General features: G+C 33.2%; 19 protein-coding genes and 1 pseudogene. 10 read left to right on the top strand and 10 right to left on the bottom strand.

The genetic code is table 11. The features are described from left to right. Positions 1-129: 129 nt before the first annotated feature. The 3 genes from rpsO to IQ05_RS01830 all read right to left on the bottom strand — a co-directional run bounded on the left by rpsO (position 130) and on the right by IQ05_RS01830 (position 1,978). Complete coding sequence (gene rpsO / locus IQ05_RS01840; protein ID WP_144889279.1) at positions 130-396, bottom strand: 30S ribosomal protein S15; 267 nt, start codon at positions 394-396, stop codon at positions 130-132. Positions 397-548: 152 nt separating this feature from the next. Further along, positions 549-1,490: an energy transducer TonB gene (locus IQ05_RS01835; RefSeq protein ID WP_144889277.1), complete on the bottom strand. Its 942-nt coding sequence runs from the start codon at positions 1,488-1,490 to the stop codon at positions 549-551. Between the two features lie 32 nt (positions 1,491-1,522). Next, complete coding sequence (locus tag IQ05_RS01830) at positions 1,523-1,978, bottom strand: GAF domain-containing protein (protein ID WP_144889275.1); 456 nt, start codon at positions 1,976-1,978, stop codon at positions 1,523-1,525. Between the two features lie 77 nt (positions 1,979-2,055). On the opposite strand from IQ05_RS01830, the gene xrtF reads away from it, so the two are divergent. The 6 genes and pseudogenes from xrtF (at position 2,056) to IQ05_RS01800 (ending at position 6,878) form a co-directional block, all read left to right on the top strand. Next, positions 2,056-2,604, top strand: a complete 549-nt coding sequence (xrtF, locus tag IQ05_RS01825) for an exosortase family protein XrtF (protein ID WP_144889273.1) — start codon at positions 2,056-2,058, stop codon at positions 2,602-2,604. After that, positions 2,582-3,022, top strand: coding sequence for an exosortase F system-associated membrane protein (locus IQ05_RS01820; RefSeq protein ID WP_158634566.1), 441 nt, complete (start codon positions 2,582-2,584; stop codon positions 3,020-3,022). The genes xrtF and IQ05_RS01820 overlap by 23 nt, the downstream gene beginning before the upstream one ends. Positions 3,023-3,081: 59 nt before the next feature. Further along, positions 3,082-3,482 (top strand): annotated as a pseudogene (locus tag IQ05_RS01815) (HYC_CC_PP family protein). 72 nt (positions 3,483-3,554) lie between these two features. Further along, entirely contained in the window at positions 3,555-5,567 is a 2,013-nt protein-coding gene (locus tag IQ05_RS01810) for a TonB-dependent receptor plug domain-containing protein (RefSeq protein WP_144889269.1), read from the top strand. Positions 5,568-5,581: 14 nt separating this feature from the next. Beyond that, positions 5,582-5,926: a heavy-metal-associated domain-containing protein gene (locus tag IQ05_RS01805; protein WP_167496922.1), complete on the top strand. Its 345-nt coding sequence runs from the start codon at positions 5,582-5,584 to the stop codon at positions 5,924-5,926. Between the two features lie 268 nt (positions 5,927-6,194). Beyond that, positions 6,195-6,878 carry a DedA family protein gene (locus tag IQ05_RS01800; RefSeq protein WP_144889265.1) on the top strand — a complete coding sequence of 228 codons (684 nt, stop codon included), beginning with the start codon at positions 6,195-6,197 and terminating at the stop codon, positions 6,876-6,878. A 267-nt stretch (positions 6,879-7,145) separates the two neighbouring features. Here IQ05_RS01800 and groL read toward each other — a convergent pair whose 3' ends face one another. The 7 genes from groL to miaB all read right to left on the bottom strand — a co-directional run bounded on the left by groL (position 7,146) and on the right by miaB (position 13,888). After that, positions 7,146-8,777 carry a chaperonin GroEL gene (gene groL, locus IQ05_RS01795; RefSeq protein ID WP_144889263.1) on the bottom strand — a complete coding sequence of 544 codons (1,632 nt, stop codon included), beginning with the start codon at positions 8,775-8,777 and terminating at the stop codon, positions 7,146-7,148. Between the two features lie 75 nt (positions 8,778-8,852). Further along, positions 8,853-9,128 (bottom strand): co-chaperone GroES, encoded by a 276-nt coding sequence (locus IQ05_RS01790; protein ID WP_144889261.1) that lies wholly within the window; start codon positions 9,126-9,128, stop codon positions 8,853-8,855. A gap of 139 nt (positions 9,129-9,267) precedes the next feature. Further along, on the bottom strand, positions 9,268-9,597 hold the full coding sequence (gene secG, locus IQ05_RS01785) for a preprotein translocase subunit SecG (RefSeq protein WP_144889259.1): 330 nt from the start codon (positions 9,595-9,597) through the stop codon (positions 9,268-9,270). Between the two features lie 3 nt (positions 9,598-9,600). Beyond that, a complete protein-coding gene (locus tag IQ05_RS01780; RefSeq protein ID WP_144889257.1) occupies positions 9,601-10,446 on the bottom strand; it encodes a tetratricopeptide repeat protein in 846 nt (281 codons plus the stop codon). A gap of 97 nt (positions 10,447-10,543) precedes the next feature. Next, a complete protein-coding gene (locus IQ05_RS01775; RefSeq protein ID WP_144889255.1) occupies positions 10,544-11,047 on the bottom strand; it encodes an LptE family protein in 504 nt (167 codons plus the stop codon). A 58-nt stretch (positions 11,048-11,105) separates the two neighbouring features. After that, complete coding sequence (locus tag IQ05_RS01770; RefSeq protein WP_144889253.1) at positions 11,106-12,362, bottom strand: sigma-54 interaction domain-containing protein; 1,257 nt, start codon at positions 12,360-12,362, stop codon at positions 11,106-11,108. A gap of 80 nt (positions 12,363-12,442) precedes the next feature. Further along, positions 12,443-13,888 (bottom strand): tRNA (N6-isopentenyl adenosine(37)-C2)-methylthiotransferase MiaB, encoded by a 1,446-nt coding sequence (miaB, locus tag IQ05_RS01765; RefSeq protein ID WP_144889251.1) that lies wholly within the window; start codon positions 13,886-13,888, stop codon positions 12,443-12,445. Between the two features lie 385 nt (positions 13,889-14,273). On the opposite strand from miaB, the gene topA reads away from it, so the two are divergent. The 4 genes from topA to porL all read left to right on the top strand — a co-directional run bounded on the left by topA (position 14,274) and on the right by porL (position 20,249). Then, positions 14,274-16,805, top strand: coding sequence for a type I DNA topoisomerase (gene topA, locus IQ05_RS01760; protein ID WP_144889249.1), 2,532 nt, complete (start codon positions 14,274-14,276; stop codon positions 16,803-16,805). A 67-nt stretch (positions 16,806-16,872) separates the two neighbouring features. After that, the gene (locus IQ05_RS01755) at positions 16,873-18,024 is read left to right on the top strand and encodes a formimidoylglutamase (RefSeq protein WP_144889247.1); all 1,152 of its coding nucleotides are present in this window, start codon (positions 16,873-16,875) and stop codon (positions 18,022-18,024) included. Between the two features lie 127 nt (positions 18,025-18,151). Further along, entirely contained in the window at positions 18,152-19,558 is a 1,407-nt protein-coding gene (porK, locus tag IQ05_RS01750) for a T9SS ring complex lipoprotein PorK/GldK (RefSeq protein ID WP_144889245.1), read from the top strand. Between the two features lie 43 nt (positions 19,559-19,601). After that, positions 19,602-20,249, top strand: coding sequence for a type IX secretion system motor protein PorL/GldL (gene porL, locus IQ05_RS01745; protein ID WP_144889243.1), 648 nt, complete (start codon positions 19,602-19,604; stop codon positions 20,247-20,249). Positions 20,250-20,256: the final 7 nt, after the last annotated feature.

The raw sequence follows: 20,256 nt of genomic DNA, 5'->3' as shown, positions 1-20,256 counted from the left end.
AATTCAAATGAATTGATTGTGTGATTTTGTCTTAGCTCTAATCCCTTTTGTGTCAGGACTTCTGAAGTGATTTAAGACAATAATATATAAAATAAAAAAAGAGGCACTTTCGCACCTCTTTTCTATTGATTATTTTCTGATATTCAATACTTTGATAATTTCACGGTATCTGTTGATTTCTTTCTTTTTCAAGTAATCTAACAACGATCTTCTTTTACCTACTAGTAATACTAATGAGCGCTCTGTGTTATAATCATGACGATTTTTTTTCAAGTGCTCCGTTAAGTGGCTAATTCTGAAAGTGAATAAAGCAATCTGCGCTTCAGCTTTTCCAGTATTCGTTTTTTCTCCGTGTTGTGCGAAGATTTCTTCTTTAATCTCTTTAGTTAAATACATTCCAATATTATTTAATGATTCTTATGTATGTCTGCCATCTATTGGTAGACGGGTGCAAAAGTAAAAAATATTTATCAATAAGGAAACAATAATCGGTATTTATTTTAATAAGGATTGAATCACATATTAGTTTGGTAGATGTAATTTTATTTTTATTGAATACTAATGGGAAGAGTATACGGTACTTTATATCCAATACCTCTGCTTTTAGCAGGTGTCCATTCCTTGTAAAGCTTGACTAATCGAATCGCCTCTTGATCCAATCCGTAACCTAATCCATTTATAACTTTTATTTCAGAAACGCTCCCATCGCCTTCTATATTAAAAGTTAATAGCAGTCGTCCAATAATATTTTTATTTCTCGCTTCATTAGATATTTTAAAATTATAACCAAAAAATTGATAAAAGTGTTTTATTCCCTTTTTGGGTCCTGGCATGCTTGATATCGCTGTATATTCGTATTTTATATTTTGAGAATCAGTACTGGTTCCTTTTATAAGTTTTCCTTTGTCATAAGTTTCTTGAAAAGTAAGATTAGATGATTTAATAGCGCCCTGCCAAATTCCGTGTTTTAAACCATTTTCTATTTTGCCGATTTCATAGAATTCATTATTTTTAGTTTCATATTCACCATTTCCGTCAATTATTTTTTGGTTACCATCGGAATCCCAAAATTGAATAATTTTGTAATTAGGATAATGATCGTTTTCATCTATGAAATTTTCAGTTTCTGATTTTACTTGTCCGTTTTGATACCAATTATATTGTTTGCCAATTTGTAAGCCGTTAACATAGTTCTCTAAAGATTTTTTTTTACCATTTTCATAATAATATACAAATTGCCCCTCTTTTATTAAACGGTCTTTGTATTTTGAGGTGCCATTCATTTGTAATTTCCCTGATTTGTAATAATCAGAGATACTGTAGTTGTCTTTGTCAGAATAATAATCCTTGATTATTCTAAAATATTTATGATTTGCTTCAGTAGTCTCATTCCAGGTTGAATCTAAAAACACTTTTCCGTCTTTAGATTTTTGTGAAAATGAACTGAAAGTTATTAAAAGTAGTACTACAATGAATAGATTTTTAGACATATAGGAGTTTAATAAAAGCTAATATAGTTATTTTAGTACAATTTAGCCACTTCTTGATTTACAAATTCCAAGAAACGTTCATCTTCTTCACTAAAAGGATCTATAACATGGCTATCAATATCAATTTGACCTATGTTTTGTCCGTTTACAAAAAGGGGTACAACAATTTCAGATTTTACGGTAAAACTACAAGCAATATAATTGTCTTGAGCGCTTACATCGGGTACTACAAAATTAGCATTTGACTCAGCCACTTGTCCGCAAATTCCTTTTCCGAAAGGGATTACAGTATGATCTGTTTCTGCGCCTACATAAGGGCCTAAATGTAAAGTTTTGGCTTCATGATTAGCAAAATAAAATCCAACCCAATTATAGTAGGAAATAGAGCTACTTAATAATTGGCAAATTTCTAATAATTTTTCGTCTCTTGTTTGTTCAGGACGTGCTATGATTTCGGTTACTTTTGGTTTTAAATCTTGAAATGTCATTTTTCTTAAATTTTAGTTAGTACAAAAGTATTTAAAGAGATTTCTTTATTTTACATAAATTTGTTAAAAATTTTATTTTGAAAAAATATTTAGAACGCTACAAACCCTTTTTACAATTCTTAGGTTTGTTTTTTATAAGTTATTTGATTTTTACATTGTGTTATCAATATTATCTTGGAACTTATGAAAATAATGAAGTTGATGGTTTTACTAGAGTTGTAAGTATAAATACGGCCCAAATACTTCAAGTATTCACTGAGGGATCTTATGTGATTAAAGATGTATCTCAAGATTATATCAAATTGATTTATTGTGGAAAATACGTAGCTAAAATTGTGGAGGGATGCAATGCTATGAGTGTCATTATTTTATTTGCCTCATTTATAATTGCTTTTTCAGGAAGATTCAAACCAACGATTTTATATATTGTCTTGGGTAGTTTGTTTATTTATGTACTCAATGTGATACGAATAGCATTGTTAAGTTCGTTGATTTTTCATTATCCTGAACAAGAACCTTTATTGCATGGGGTAATTTTTCCGCTTTATATTTATGGTGTTGTTTTTATTTTATGGATTTATTGGGTTCAAAAACATTCAAAGTATGCGTCAAAAAAAACAAAATAAAATATTTAGAATCTTAGCCATTGTAATATTGCTTTTTCTAATAATTCTAGTTAGAGCCTACGAAAATCAATTGTTTAATGATCCTTTGTTGGAGTTTTTTAAAAAAGATTTTTCTAGTTTGAGTCTACCCGATGTTTCAAATTATGCTTATTTTATAGTGTTGTTTTTTCGATATGCCATAAATACTGTGTTGTCATTAGGTATTATTTATTTTGTATTTAATGAAATTGAATTGGTAAAATTATCTTTGGTTTTGTATTTGTTGTTTTTTGCGGTTTTGATCATTGGTTTTTTTACTGTTGCCAACATTTCGTACGAGAATCAAAAATGGCATCTGTTTTACATTCGGAGATTTATCATACAACCGATTTTTTTATTGCTGTTTGTTGCTGGTTTTTACTATCAAAAGAGAAGGTGAGATTCTTTTTTTTATAATAATTTGATTTTTTGATATGATAAAATCACTAATTTTGCAAGGTGAAATTTAATAGACATATAAGTTTACTTCTTGCTTTTTTCGTATTGGTTTCCAATATTGGATTCGCATTTAATGTTCGTTATTGTGGTAATGATATTACTTCGGTTACTCTTAAGACACCTATTCAAGATAAAGAATTAGAGAAAGATTGTTGTGGTTTTGTTGAAAAAGAATCACATTGTTGCAAAGACAAAGAGGTTAAATTTGAAAAGAAAACAGATACTTTAATCCAAAAAACAGTCTCTTTCATTCGGATTTTATTTTGCAATCAAATGAATGGAATTCTTCCGTGTTTTCATTCGTTTCAAATTTTAAAAAAAACGCATTTACTTCGTATTACTGCGATGCAAATGCGCCTCCTTTTTTTAAATTATACCACCAATATATTTTCTACGCTTAGTTTTAATGTTTTTACAAAAGTTAAATCATATTTTTTGTGGTTTTGTATTTTTTAAAACATTAAAAATCAATAATGAAAAAACAAATTTCAATACTTTTATTGTTCTTATTTTCTGGGTATAATTCGTTTTCGCAAGATACTTTGCAGGAGATTAAAGTGCAGAATGAACGTAAAAGTTTAAAAAAATCATACAGCCTTACGGCAAATACTACAACAATGACAAGCAAAGAATTACTCAAAGCTGCTTGTTGTAATTTGGCAGAAAGTTTCGAAACAAATCCTTCAATTGATGTTAATTTTTCGGACGCATTAACGGGAACGAAGCAAATAAAAATGTTAGGATTAACAAGTCCTTATTTAATGATTACGGAGGAGAATATTCCTTCGGTTCGTGGGGCTTCTCAAGCCTATGGATTGTCATTTACGCCTGGAACTTGGGTAGAAAGCATTCAAATTACCAAAGGTGCCGGAAGTGTAGTCAATGGCTTCGAAAGTATTTCAGGACAAATTAATACCGAATTAATAAAGCCAATCAGTGATATTCCATTTTTTCTGAATTTCTATGGTTCCACAGATTCCCGATTTGAATTAAATACCCATTTCAACAAGAAAATTTCTGATAAATGGAGCAGTAGCTTGTTCGTTCATGGAAACACGAGGGTTTCAAAAAACGATATGAATGACGATGGTTTTCTGGACAATCCATTAGCAAAACAAATTAATGTTTTGAATCGCTGGCAATACACCGACGCTGCAAAAGGGTGGGTGAGTTTTATCAATTTCCGGTATATGAATGATCAAAAACAAACGGGAGAATTAAATTTTAATCCAGAGAGGGATAAGGGAACAACTAATTCTTGGGGTTCCGAAATTAATACAGAACGTTTTGATGTTTCCACTAAATTAGGATATGTTTTTCCGGAGATGCCCTACCAGAGTATAGGTTTTCAAAATGCTTTCAATAGCCATGATCAAAAGTCTTATTTTGGGTTAAACCAATATAATATTAAACAAAAAAGTTATTACTCGAATCTGATTTTTAATTCGATTATCAATAATACGAAACATGAATTCTCAACGGGTTTGAACTTCACGTATGATAAATACGGTGAGTTTGTCAATGTAAATGATTACAGCAGAATTGATAATTCGGCGGGTGTTTTTTTCGAATATACGTACGACAATACGAATAACTTTAGCGTAGTACTTGGAGGTAGAATAGACAATCACAATCGTTTGGGGACTTTTGCTACGCCAAGATTGCATGTGCGATACAATCCTTGGGAGAAAGGAGTTTTTCGATTTTCGGCAGGAAGAGGGAAACGAAGCGCTAATGTTTTTGCCGAAAATCAACAGCTTTTGGCAAGTTCAAGAACGTTTAGTTTTTTAGATACGAATGGAAAAATATATGTTTTGAATCCTGAAATTGCATGGAATTACGGAGTTAGTTTTATGCAGGGTTTTTTGCTTTTTGGTAAAAGTGCTGATGTTGGTTTTGATTTTTACAGAACCGATTTTCAAAATCAAGCTGTTGTTGATGTATTGCAAAGTCCGCAACAGGTTTTGTTTTATAACTTAATAGGGAATTCGTATGCGAATAGTTTGCAAGTAGAGTTTAATTATGAACTGAAAAAGCATTTTAATTTGAGAACAGCATACAAATTCTATGACATTCAAACAGATTATTTATCAGGAGCTTATCAAAGACCATTGCAGGCAAAACATCGTTTCTTTGGAAATTTAGGATATGAAACTCATGTTCTTGATAAGGGAAAACAATGGAAGTTTGATTATACTTTTAATTGGCTCGGGAAACAGCAATTGCCGACTAGTTCAACAAATCCAGAAGGTGACAGGCTACCTGAATTTTCGCCGTCATTTTCTGTGATGAATATTCAAGTGAGTAGAACTTTTTCTTCTACTTTTGAAATGTACGTTGGCGGAGAAAATATTGGAAATTACAAACAGGAAAATGTTATTTTGGGTAATGAAAACCCATTTGGACCTACTTTTGACGCATCAATAGTTTATGGTCCAGTTTTTGGACAAATGTATTATGTGGGTTTACGTTTTAAAATTAAATAATCTTAAAAAAATAAATGATGAAAAAAATAATAGTAGTATTGATACTGGTATTTACTGGATTTACAGTTCAAGCTCAGGAGATAAAAAATAAAAATGCTAAGGTTGAATTTCACGTAAGTGGGAATTGTGAAATGTGTAAAAAGAGAATCGAGAAAGCGGCTTTGAGTGTTTCAGGAGTGAAATCTGCCGATTGGCATATGGATTGCGGCACATTATACTTGATAGTGAACGAGCAGAAAACCGATCTTCTTACTATTCAAAAAGCGATTGCAAAAGTAGGTCATGATACAAATGAAGTCAAGGCGTTACAAGAAGATTATGAAAAGCTTCATACCTGTTGCCAATACGAACGAAAATAATTTTATAAAAAACCAAAGTGAAAGCTTTGGTTTTTTTAATGCCCAAATATATTGGGGAAAGAAATGAGGGTTGTTCACACTTAAAAAGGATGTTTTTAAGTGACTACAATCTCGAAATGCAAAACCAAAATTTCATTGCGGATAAAAGAAAGTAAATTTAGATAATTTAAATAGTTAATAAAACTTTAAAATAAGTCATTATATTGCTCCAGAAACTTATTATGCTTACTTTCACACACTATAAATTTAGGTTTAAAATATTTTTAGAATGAACGAATTTGATTGGAAAAATTTAATTGACCCGCTTTTTTATATCCATTTTGACATAAACGGAATCAAGTTGGGAATCTATATAGTTTTATTTATTGTTTTTGCCGAAACCGGTCTTTTTGCAGGTTTCTTTCTGCCAGGTGATAGTTTGTTGTTTTTGGCTGGGATCTACAGTCGAGAATTAATTGAAAATATATTCATAATTGACAATGATTTTTTGAATGTAGTTTTGTTATCTACATTGGTTGCGTTGTCAGGAATTTTAGGAAATGTGGTGGGATATTGGTTTGGTTCAAAAAGCGGCTATTATTTGTATAACAAAGAAGATAGCTTTTGGTTCAAACGCAAATACTTGGTTCAGTCTAAAGATTTTTTCGAAAAATATGGTGGCAAGGCAATTATTTTTGCTCGTTTTTTACCAATTTTCAGAACATTTGCGCCTATAGTGGCAGGAATCGTATCTATGGATAAGAACAAGTTTATGTTTTATAACATCGTAAGTTCTTTTATATGGTCATTCACTTTAATTTTCGCAGGACATTATTTGTATGGTTTTCTGTTAGAGAATTATCAAATCGATCTAAAAGAGCATATAGAGTTGATTGTATTAGCACTAGTTGGTATAACAGTTGTACCGGTTATTTATAAGTTTAGTAAAAAATCAAAGGTTCAAGAAGAGTAATTTAATTGGGACTTTAGCAACAATTGATTTAAATAAAAAAAGGATGTAGTGAACACTACATCCTTTTTTTATGTTCAAATTTTAGGAGTTTAAGAGTTTAATATTTTCAAGAAGAAATCTCTAGAATTTCCACAGATAAAAATTATCTGAAATTGTATGTTCTAATCTATGAGATACTATATTTTTCATTTCTCTTTGTATTAAAAAAAATCCGAAGCAATTTGCTTCGGATTTAGTTGTTTTTTAATGATAATTCTTAAACAAAGACTACATCATCCCTGGCATTCCACCGCCCATTGGCATACCACCGCCAGCGTTTTCTTCTTTAATGTCAATTAGAGCGCACTCTGTAGTTAAGATCATACCAGCTACTGAGGCCGCATTTTCTAAGGCTACACGAGTTACTTTTTTAGGATCAATAATTCCTGCAGCAAGCATATCTACATATTCGTCAGTTTTAGCATTATATCCAAAATCTCCTGAACCCTCAGCTACTTTCGCTACTACAACAGATCCTTCAAGACCAGCATTTTCTACAATAGTTCTCAACGGAGCTTCTACAGCACGGGATACAATTTGTATTCCTGTAGCTTCATCAGCATTGTCTGCAATAATGGTGCTTAGAACATTTTTAGCTCTTAATAATGCAACACCACCACCAGCAACAATACCTTCTTCTACTGCAGCACGAGTAGCGTGTAAAGCATCATCAACTCTGTCTTTCTTCTCTTTCATTTCTACTTCAGATGCAGCTCCTACGTAAAGGACAGCAACACCACCAGCTAATTTAGCCAAACGCTCTTGTAATTTTTCTTTATCGTAATCAGATGTTGTTGCTTCCATCTGACCTTTGATTTGATTTACACGGTTTTTAATCATGTCTGCATCACCAGCACCACTTACAATAGTTGTATTGTCTTTATCGATAGTTACTTTTTTTGAAGTACCTAACATTTCAATAGTAGTGTTTTCAAGAGTGTATCCTCTTTCTTCAGAAATTACTGTTCCACCAGTAAGAATAGCAATATCCTCTAGCATTGCTTTTCTTCTGTCACCAAAACCAGGTGCTTTTACAGCAGCGATTTTCAAGGCTCCACGTAATTTATTTACTACCAATGTAGATAATGCTTCTCCATCTACATCTTCAGCAATGATCAATAATGGCTTACCTGATTGAGCTACGGGCTCAAGAACTGGTAATAATTCTTTCAGTGAAGAAACTTTTTTGTCGTATAAAAGGATGTAAGGATTCTCTAATTCTACTTCCATTTTTTCAGAATTAGTTACAAAATAAGGAGAAAGGTATCCTCTGTCAAATTGCATTCCTTCTACTACATCAACATACGTATCAGTGCCTTTAGCTTCTTCAACCGTAATCACTCCTTCTTTTCCAACTTTTGCGAAAGCAGTAGCGATTAACTCACCAATTACTTCGTCATTGTTAGCAGAAATAGAAGCAATTTGTTTGATTTTCTCAGAATCACTTCCTACTACTTTTGCTTGCTGTGCTAAGTCGGCAACGATAGCTTCGACAGCTTTATCAATTCCTCTCTTTAAGTCCATTGGATTTGCTCCAGCAGCTACGTTTTTCAAGCCTTCTTTTACGATTGCTTGTGCCAAAACAGTTGCAGTTGTAGTTCCGTCTCCTGCTAAATCATTTGTTTTAGAGGCTACTTCTTTTACCATTTGAGCTCCCATGTTTTCTAATGGGTCTTTCAATTCAATTTCTTTGGCTACGGTAACACCATCTTTGGTTACGTTTGGACCTCCGAATGCTTTTCCAATGATTACATTACGTCCTTTTGGACCAAGGGTTACTTTTACAGCATTTGCTAATGCATCAACACCACGTTTTAATCCGTCACGTGCTTCTATATCAAATTTTATATCTTTTGCCATTTTTTCAAAAATTGTTAAATTGTTTTAAGTATTGAAAGTTTCAATTTTTTTATTCCCTTTATGGGATTCTCTAGTCTATACTATTGCTAGAATATCGTCTTCACGCATAATTAAGTAGTCAACACCTTCTAGTTTCAATTCTGTACCAGCATATTTGCCATAAAGTACGGTATCTCCAATTTTCACTGTCATCGTATGCTCTTTTGTTCCGTTTCCTACTGCAACAACGGTTCCCTTTTGAGGTTTTTCCTTTGCTGTATCAGGAATATAGATACCAGAAGCAGTTTTTGTTTCAGCAGCCATAGGTTCAATTAGAACTCTATCCGAAAGTGGTTTAATGTTTAAATTCATGGTCGTATGTTTTTATATAAAATTAAAAAGTTGTGATTAACGTTTTTCAGAAATTGTGCCATCTTGCTTGAACTGACATATTTTCCTAAAAAAAATGCCAGCTTTGACAGGCTGGCATTTTATATATATGTGATATTATTTATTTTGCTGGAGCTGGAGCTGCTGGAGCGTTTTGTACTGGTGCAGCAGGCGCAGTAGTACTTGTGTTTTCAATTATTTTAGAATCAGTATCACTTAGCGTTCCTGTAAAACTTAAACTTGAAAACAAAATCAATAATATAAGAACCGTTGCTAAAGTCCATGTACTTTTATCTAAAAAATCAGTTGTTTTTTGAACTCCACCTAGCATTTGAGAACCTCCAATGTTTGAAGATAATCCTCCACCTTTAGGGTTTTGAACCATTATGACTACGATTAATAAAAAACATACTATAGTTATTAAAACTAAAAAAATTGAAAATGTGCTCATTGTTTAATTATTATTATGTTGTAAAATCTTAATATCCGAAATGCGGTTCGCAAAGAAACTACTTTTTTCTGGATATTTCAAAATTAATATTTCATAAGCTTGAATTGCTTTTTGATATTTTTTTTGTTCTAAATATACTCGTGCGAGCGTTTCTGTCATTAATGATGAATTATCAGTAGTATTGATATCAATGGTAATGGGTATTGATACACCATGCTTTCCAGGTGTGATTTTGGGACTGGTCTCTATAAACTTGTCAATTAGTTCTAGTTTTTTTCTTTTTTCCTCATCCATTAAAGTTTCTGGTTCTGGTGCTGTTTCGTCACGTTTTATTGGCTCGGTACGAGATAATTGAAGCCATTCCTGAAACGAATGTTGTTCTTGTTTTGAAAAATCAAGTGGAGTTCCTATGGCTAGTTTTTCCTCTATTTGATGGGACCTTTCCTCGGGCGCTACAGTGCTAGATTTAGAAATTGAGGTTAAAATCGATTCTTCAAGAGTATTAATTTTTTGATCTAATTTTTTTTCAGGAACAATTGTTTCGCTGTCAATTACTTGAATTTCTAGCATTTCTTTAGCTTTCTTTTCATACAAACTAGTATGTATTGAAATAAAAGTATCGGATGTTATAAAGTCAAACAATATAGTTCGGTCTGTGGTATATGCTGCAGTTCGTTTTAAGGCATTGTTGTACTTGTAACTGTCTTGGTTGTAAAGCCCTTTAAGCTGTAACGCTCGTGCACTTTGAAAATACGGAAATTCATCTATTACCTTTTCTAAATCTTGTGTTTGTTGCACATGAATAGTATCCGGTTTATTTATGATGTGGATAAAGTCAGTTACATTCATTTTTTAATTGTTCAATGTTCGGTAATCTCTTTTTTGCTAAAGTTATTATTCAGTGCTCAAAATGGATTTATGAACTAATTTTTTAATAGATCCTAATTTACCATTTAGCTAATGACTCATTAAATATTTCTTGTGTAATTCTTTCAAAAATTTCTTTCAAGGCATTATTCAAAGTTGCTCCGGTAAGCTGTTGGTCTGCGGGATAATCAAAAAAGAAGGAGAATGGTTTTTCAAAATTATCTGTTTCTTTCTTCTTGTTTGTAAAACGCACATTAACTCTTACTGTTAATCGGTTTTGAGCAGCACGTTGATCAGCAGTTGCTGTCATTGGACTAATTCTATACTCTACAATTTCTCCTTCATAAGTCAAATCGGCACCATTTTTTACTAAGTTTAAATTAGTCTGATTTTGAATTAAATCCTGGAGTTCAAGTGTAAAAGTTCTGTCAATACCGGGTTCTATAAGTTCAGCATTATTTTGAAAAAAACCTACCTGAAACGTTTCGGCATCAATTTTACCGGTTCCCGTGAAGTTGTAAACAGAACATCCTTGTAACGAGGAAACGAGTAGTATGACAAATATAAATTTTAAGTATTTCATGTAAAAGAGTAATAGTTAATTTCTGTTTGTTTGACCTGTTAAGTCTAATAACATTAAATTATAAGTCAAATTGTTTGATTTTTCTATATAAAGTACGCTCCGATATTCCTAATTCATCGGCTGCTGCCTTGCGTTTTCCTTTGTTTTTTTCTAATGATTTTTTGATCATTTCTATTTCTTTCTGCTCTAGTCTCAAGGTTTCTTCTTCCTCGATTGTTTCGGCAAATAAATAGTTTTCTTCTGGTTCTTGGTACAAACTTTCGTTATTCAAAGTTGTAATTTGGTTGTTTCTAGGAGATTCTTCAAAGTCTATTTCATTATCATTTTCGTTTGATCCGTAAATCTTTTTGATCAAACTTTGATTCGTCTCTTGCACTTTCGAACTCCCATTCTGAATCAGTTCTAAAGTCAGTTTTTTCAAATCATTCAAATCACTTTTCATATCAAAAAGGACTTTGTATAAAATTTCTCTTTCCGTACTGAAATCGTTTTCACTTTTTTTATCCTTGATTACGGATGGTAAGTTGCTGCCTTGTTCTGGCAAGTAAGATTGCAATGTAGTAGCTGTAATATCTCTGCTTGTCTCTAAAACTGAAATTTGTTCAGCCACATTTCTTAACTGGCGAATGTTACCGCTCCAGCGAAATTTTTGCAACACTAGTACAGCACTTTCCTCTAATTTTAGTGGTGGCATTTTGTATTTGTGTGCAAAATCAGCGACAAACTTTCTGAATAATAAGTGAATGTCGTCTTTTCTATCTCTTAAAGGAGGCAAGGTGATATCAACGGTACTCAAACGATAGTATAAATCTTCTCTGAATTTTCCTTTTTCTATGGCATCAAATAAATTGACATTGGTTGCAGCCACAATTCGAACATCAGTTTTCTGAACCTGAGAGGAACCCACCTTAATAAACTCACCATTTTCTAGAACACGCAACAAACGTACTTGTGTGGTAAGGGGTAATTCGCCCACTTCATCAAGGAAAATGGTACCGCCATCAGCCACTTCAAAGTAGCCTTCTCTGGTACTTGTAGCACCCGTAAATGCTCCTTTTTCATGACCAAAAAGTTCACTATCTATAGTTCCCTCGGGAATTGCTCCACAGTTTACGGCAATGTATTTTCCGTGTTTTCTATGCGAAAGTGAGTGTATGATTCTAGGTATATTTTCTTTACCCACGCCGCTCTCTCCGGTTACCAACACAGTGATATCAGTAGGGGCAACTTGTATGGCTTTTTCTATGGCACGATTGAGTTTTGGGTCATTCCCAATAATCTCAAAGCGCTGTTTTATTGACTGAACTGATTCCATTTTATTTTTGTTTCAAGTTTTGTTAGTTTCAAGTTTCAGGTTTCACAATGAAACTTAAATCTTAACTTTTCAAACTTTTCTTAATTCATCTCACTCAAACCAACTGCTATTCCTTTTAACGTTCCAGAGGTGCAGCTTTCAATTTTTACATTAACAAAATCTCCAATGTTGTAATTCTCTTTTGGAAACGCTACCGTTATACTCTGCGAATTTCTTCCAGAGAATTCTTCTGTTGATTTTTTAGAAACTTTTTCGACTAAAACTTCTACAGTTTGACCTATGAATTCTTCACTACGGAACCAAGCGTGTTTCTGTTGTAAATCTACAATTTCTTGTAATCTACGGGCTTTAGTTTCATCGTTAACATCATCTTCCATTTTTCTTCCAGCCAATGTCCCTGGACGCTCCGAATACGAATACATATAACCAAAATTATACTTCACGTACTCCATTAAACTCATTGTGTCTTTATGATCCTCTTCAGTTTCTGTTGGAAATCCTGCAATCATGTCTTGCGAAATAGAGCAATTCGGAATTATAGTCCTAATTCTATCTATCAAATTCATGTATTCTTCACGAGTATGCAAACGGTTCATTTCTTTTAGAATTCTATTACTTCCAGACTGAACCGGTAAATGAATGTGCTTGCAAATATTAGGATGCTTAGCAATAACATGCAATACACTTTCATGCATGTCTTGTGGATTAGAAGTTGAAAATCGAATTCTCATTTTTGGGAAACCTACAGCAACCATCTCAAGCAATTGATCAAAATCAACAGCTGTAGCTTTTTGCATTTCGCTAGCATTTTCAAAATCTTTTTTCAGTCCACCACCGTACCACAGGTAGCTGTCTACATTTTGACCTAAAAGCGTAATTTCCTTAAAACCTTTGTCCCATAAATCTTGAACTTCTGCCATGATACTTTGGGGTTCACGACTGCGTTCACGTCCACGAGTGAAAGGAACCACACAAAAAGTACACATATTATCGCAACCACGAGTGATAGAAACCAAAGCCGTAATCCCGTTACTCATCAATCGAACTGGAGAAATATCGCCATAGGTCTCATCTTTTGATAAAATAACATTTATAGCATCTCTACCTTCCTCAACTTCTTGTAATAAATTGGGTAAATCTTTGTAAGCATCAGGACCTACAACAAGATCTACAATTTTTTCTTCCTCAAGAAATTGACTTTTCAAACGTTCTGCCATACAGCCCAAAACCCCAACTTTCATTTTAGGGTTAATACGTTTTACGGCATTGTATTTTTCTAAACGTTTTCTAATGGTTTGCTCTGCTTTATCGCGAATAGAACAGGTGTTTACTAGAACTAAGTCTGCCTCTTCGAGAACTTGTGTGGTATTATACCCATTTCCAGATAAAATGGAAGCTACAATTTCGCTATCCGAAAAATTCATCGCGCAGCCGTAGCTTTCTATAAAAAGTTTCTTTGTATTCTCAGGTTTATTTTCTAAAACAAGACTTTCGCCTTGTTTGCTTTCTTCAATAATCTTTTCCATGCTATTTTTTCAAAGCACAAAGATAAGCTAAAACAAATAAATATGACAACTTGTCAGATTAAGAATTAACAGTATTTTATGTTTGATTTTTTATAGCTATTCCAGTTTTTCAATTTATTCTTTTTCTTATCGGTTGCCAATAAATAGATCTTTCTCTGATGATTATTTTAAACGGGAAATACCACCTTTTTTGCTTACTTATTTAGTGTTTAATTTAAATTCGATTAACCTTAAATGCAATATATGTAGTATTCACTAAACATACCTAAAAGGGTTTATTGACTAAATGGAAGTCACTATTATTAAGGGTCAATTAATTCAAATGTTATTTCAAAAGCTTAATATTTAAAAAAAATAGATACTTTTGTCCCAGAAAAATAGACGAATGGCAAAGAATTTAGTTATAGTAGAGTCCCCAGCAAAGGCAAAAACAATCGAAAAATTCCTAGGTGCAGATTATCAAGTGGAGTCCAGTTACGGGCACATAGCTGATTTACCTTCAAAGGAAATAGGAGTAGATGTAGATCATAATTTTAAGCCTAAATATGAGGTTTCTGCAGATAAAAAAGCCTTGGTCACCAAGCTGAAAGGGTTAGCTAAGAAAGCCGATATGGTTTGGTTAGCAAGTGATGAGGATCGTGAGGGTGAAGCTATTTCTTGGCACCTTTCCGAAGAGCTTAATTTAGATAAAAACAAAACCAAAAGAATTGTTTTTCACGAAATTACAAAAACAGCTATTCTTAAAGCAATTGATAATCCTAGAGAGATTGACTACAATTTAGTTAATGCACAACAAGCGAGACGTGTTTTAGATCGTTTAGTTGGTTATGAATTATCTCCTGTATTGTGGAGAAAAATTAAGGGTGGTTTATCTGCGGGTCGTGTTCAGTCGGTATCTGTACGTTTAATTGTAGAACGCGAACGAGAAATTCAAAATTTCAAAGCCGTTGCAACCTACTCAGTTGTTGCCGAGTTTACAAACGAGTCTGGAAAAATATTCAAGGCTAAATTGCCTAAAAATTTTAATACAAAACAAGAAGCTCAAGATTTCTTAAACAAAAATATTGGTTCTACATATAAGGTTGCAGATTTAGAAACAAAACCTACCAAAAAATCTCCAACAGGTCCTTTTACTACTTCTACTTTACAACAAGAAGCTGCGCGTAAACTGTATTTACCGGTGGGTATAACCATGCAACTTGCACAGCGCCTATATGAAGCGGGATTGATTACCTACATGAGAACGGATAGTGTTAACCTGTCAAAAGATGCGATGGAAGCTGCTCAAGCCGAAATCATCAAATCTTATGGTAAAGAGTTTTCTAATCCAAGAACATTTGTTAATAAAAGTAAAGGAGCACAAGAGGCGCACGAGGCAATTCGTCCAACGGATATGTCTCGCCATACGGTAGACATTGACCGTGATCAAGCACGTTTGTATGATTTAATTTGGAAAAGAACATTGGCCTCGCAAATGAGTGACGCGCAATTGGAACGTACCAATGTGAAAATTGAAGCGAGCAATCACAATGAAATATTCACCGCATCTGGAGAGGTATTGCTTTTTGAAGGTTTCTTAAAAGTCTATCTGGAAGGTCATGATGATGATGAGGAAGAGCAGGAGGGAATATTGCCCGCAATGAAAGTGAACGAAAAATTACAAAACAATTATATCACAGCAACCGAGAGGTATTCTAGAGCTCCAGCTCGTTTTACGGAAGCTTCCTTGGTAAAAAAACTAGAAGAACTAGGAATAGGTCGTCCATCTACTTATGCACCTACAATTTCTACCATTATTAACAGGAATTACGTTGAAAAAGGAAATTTAGACGGTCAAGAGCGTAATTATACGCAGTTGATTTTGCAATCTGGTAAGGTAGATGAGAAAGCACTTAAAGAAAATACTGGATCAGATAAAGGGAAATTAGTACCTACTGATATCGGAACCATTGTAACGGACTTCCTTGTCAAGAATTTCGGAAATATTCTAGATTATAATTTTACGGCAAAAGTAGAGCAGGACTTTGATGAAATTGCCGAGGGAAATATTGTTTGGACCAAAATGATGCAGGAGTTTTACGATCAATTTCATCCAACGGTGAAAGATGTAGAAGCGAATGCTGAGCGTGAAAGTGGCGAAAGAATTCTAGGCACTGACCCTAAAACAGGAAAGCCAGTTTCGGTTCGTTTAGGGAAATTTGGACCGATGGCTCAAATAGGTGCTCCTGATGATGAAGATAAAAAGTTCGCCAGTTTGATGAACGATCAAAATATTGGTAACATTACCCTTGAAGAAACCTTGAATTTATTTTTGTTACCCAAAAATTTAGGAGAGTATAAAGGAGAAGAAGTTGAGGTGAGTAATGGTCGTTATGGTCCTTATATTCGTCATGGTGCAGCGTTTGTGTCTTTACCAAAAGGAGAGAATCCATTAGATGTTGATTATAAAAGAGCTCAAGAATTAATTGATGAAAAAGCCTTGGCAGATGCGCCTATAGCTGTTTATAAAGGTGAGGGAGTTCAAAAAGGTGTTGGTCGTTTTGGGGCTTTTATCAAGTGGAGTGGATTGTTTATCAATGTGAGCAAAAAATACAATTTTGATAATTTATCTCAATCAGATATTGAAGCCTTGATAGAAGATAAGCTTCAAAAAAATATTGATAAAGTATTACACAATTGGGAAGAGGAAGGAATTCTTGTAGAAAAAGCACGTTGGGGTCGATCTGTGATTACAAAAGGCAAAATTAAAATCGAGTTAAGTAAAGATGTTGATGCGTCAAAACTAACACTTGAAGAAGTTCAAGAAATGATTGCTAAAAAAACACCTGCTAAAAAAGTAGCAGTTAAAAAAGCACCTTCAACAAAGGCAACAACAAAGAAAGCCGCCGTTAAAAAACCGGCCGTTAAAAAGAAATAATTAATAATTTAATTTGTTCGCTACACAATTTTAAGTTAACAGTGTAGTGAAGATGAAAAAAGAATAAATGGAATTTGATTTTTTAAACCCCGTTGAGGATGAGGTTCTAGAATATTGTTTTGGATTGACTTCACAGCAACTTGGGAGTAAGGTTGTGATGCATACCCAAGATCAATTTCCAGATGTAAACAAAATCAAATTAGCAATCATAGGTGTTTTAGATAATAGAGGGCAATCTATTGAAACTAAAAATATAAGTTTAATTTCTTTAAGAAAAGAACTTTATAGCTTATTCCCTGGCAACTGGGAAACGTCAATTGCTGATTTAGGAAATATTCTAGCTGGAAATACAGTATCCGATACACATTTTGCTGTCAAAAAAATTGCATCAGAACTATTGAAATCAGGAGTTATTCCTATTATCTTGGGAGGTTCTCAAGATATAACCTACGGTCTGTATAGAGCTTATGACGTGTTGGAACAAATGGTTAATATAGTTTCCATTGATAGTAAGTTTGATTTTGGAAAAGATGAAGAAGAACTATCGTCTACATCGTATTTAACAAAAATTATTGTCGATGAGCCAAATAATTTATTTAATTTTAGTAATTTAGGCTATCAAACGTATTTTAACTCTCAGGAAGAAATTGATTTAATCGAAAAATTATTTTTTGATGCCTATCGTCTTGGTGAGGTTTCAAATAATATTTTGATCACAGAGCCTGTTTTTAGGGATGCTGATCTTGTAAGTATTGATTTAAATGCTGTTAAATCTTCGGATTCTGGGAATTTTATTTCGTTTCAGCCAAATGGTTTTAATGGTAAAGAAATATGTTCTTTGGCCCGCTATGCTGGCATTAGCGATAAGGTAAGTTCTTTTGGTGTTTTTAATTTTAATGGAACTCATCAAGAATCAATACTTGTTGCGCAAATAATTTGGTATTTTATTGAGGGAGTTCAATATAGATCAAATGAATATCCTTTTGGCAGTAAAGAGTCTTATTTAAAGTACATTGTGCCACTAGATGAAGAAGAATTGATTTTTTATAAAAGCGATAAAACAGAAAGATGGTGGATTGAAATACCATTTATTTCAAATGTTAATAATAAATTAAAAAGAAATACGTTATTACCATGTTCATACGATGAATACCTTCTTGCATGCAATAATGAATTGCCAGAAAGGTGGTGGAAAGCACAAAGAAAAAATCTTATTTAGAGATATTTAACATAGATATATGATTTTTTTATAAAAAGCGATTTGTTTAGTATAAAAAAATTGTTTTTGTTAAAAATAATAAATAGGTTTACACCCTCAAATTTAATGAATAGATAACCGAAATTATATGAATAAGTTCATAGCTTTTACGACGATTTTAACCCTATTGATTAGCTGTGCTAAATCAAGTGATAAAGGGGAATTAGTTGGTATTAATGGTGGAAAGTGGCACCCTGAGAAGCCATACGGAATGACTTTAGTCCCTGGAGGCTCATTTATTATGGGTAAATCTGATGCAGATTTAGCGAATGTTGAGGATGCTCCTACAAAAACAGTAACGGTGCGTTCATTTTATATGGACGAAACTGAAATTACAAATAGTGAATACCGTCAGTTTGTAGAATGGGTTAAAGATTCAACTATAAGAGTTAAATTAGCAATAATGGCTGATTTAAGTGGTCAACCTGCTACAACAGGATCTGGTAAAGGAAGTAAATCAGGAAGTATAGCTGATTATGCTTTTAGCGATTCAGATACTACTAAAATGACTGCATATGACAAATATATGTATGACAATTATTATAGTATTGGTACTGATGATGATCAATATGCTGGTAGAAAATTAAATAGAAAAGTAAAGCTTGCTAAAGGACCGAAAGAATATCCTGACGCAGCATATACTGAGGTAATGGATTCTATGTATCTTCCAAGTGAAGAATCATATAATGGTTTGAGAACAATTGACGTTAATAAATTAAAGTTTCGTTACTCTTGGATGGATATACAAGCAGCTGCAAAAGCTAAAGTAGGTCGTAGAAAAGATTTTATTAAAACAGAAGAGGTGAACGTATACCCTGATACTACTGTTTGGATTAAAGATTTCGCATACTCTTATAACGAGCCTATGCATAATGATTATTTTTGGCACAAAGCATATGGTGATTATCCAGTTGTAGGTGTAAAATGGACGCAAGCAAAAGCTTTTTGTGCTTGGAGAACATTAAATAAAAATAGTTACATAAAATCTAAAACTAAAGGTCAAGATTTAATTAATCAATTTAGATTGCCTACAGAAGCTGAGTGGGAATATTCCGCAAGAGGTGGTTTAGAATCAGCAACCTATCCATGGGGTGGTCCTTACACTAAAAATGATAGAGGTTGTTTTTTAGCTAATTTTAAACCTAATAGAGGGGATTATGCTGCTGATGAGTCTTTGTATACAGTTGAGGCTAAATCTTATGAGCCTAATGGTTATAATTTATACAATATGGCTGGAAATGTATCAGAGTGGACTGACTCTGCATATGATTCAAACGCTTATGAATACGTTTCTTCAATGAATCCTAATGTGTTAGATGCTTCTAACAAACGTAAAGTGTTGCGTGGCGGATCATGGAAAGATGTTGCTTACTTCTTACAAGTTAGTACAAGAGATTATGAATATGCTGATTCTGCAAGAAGTTATATTGGCTTCAGAACCGTGCAAGATTATATGGGACTTCAAACTACAGGTAACGGTAAAAAAAAGAAATAAATTAAACAAAAACCCAATCTATTAAAATTTAAAATTTATTATTATGGCATTATTAGGAAAAAAAGCAATGAATTTCGCTTACGGTATGGGGGCTGCAGTTGTAATCCTTGGAGCATTATTTAAAATTACTCACATTGAATTCGGTGTTATAACAGGGAATTTGATGCTTACTATCGGTCTTGTTGTTGAAGCTTTGATCTTTGCATTATCTGCTTTTGAGCCGGTCGATGATGAATTAGATTGGACCTTAGTATATCCTGAATTGGCTAACGGTCAAGCTAAAGCTGCCACTAAAAAAGCTGAACCTGTTGCTGATACTCAAGGATTATTATCTCAAAAGTTAGATGCAATGCTTAAGGATGCTAAAATTGATGGTGAATTGATGGCAAGTTTAGGTAGTAGTATAAAGAATTTTGAATCAGCTGCTAAAGGAATTGCTCCTACAGTAGATTCTATTGCTTCTACAAAAAAATACAGTGAAGAGTTAACTCTTGCAGCATCTCAAATGGAATCTTTAAACAGTTTATATAAGGTACAATTAGAAAGCGCTTCTAGAAATGCTCAAATAAATGATGAAGTAGCACAAAACAATATGAAGCTTAAAGAGCAAATGCAATCTTTGACTTCAAATTTATCTTCTTTGAATTCAGTTTATGGAGGAATGCTTTCTGCAATGAATAACAAAGGATAATTAGTTT

Origin of the sequence: Flavobacterium tiangeerense, from assembly GCF_007830355.1 — a bacterium.
GTDB classification, from domain to species: domain Bacteria; phylum Bacteroidota; class Bacteroidia; order Flavobacteriales; family Flavobacteriaceae; genus Flavobacterium; species Flavobacterium tiangeerense.
Note: the sequence above shows the minus strand (reverse complement) of the source record. Positions and strands in the feature narration are given on the sequence as shown.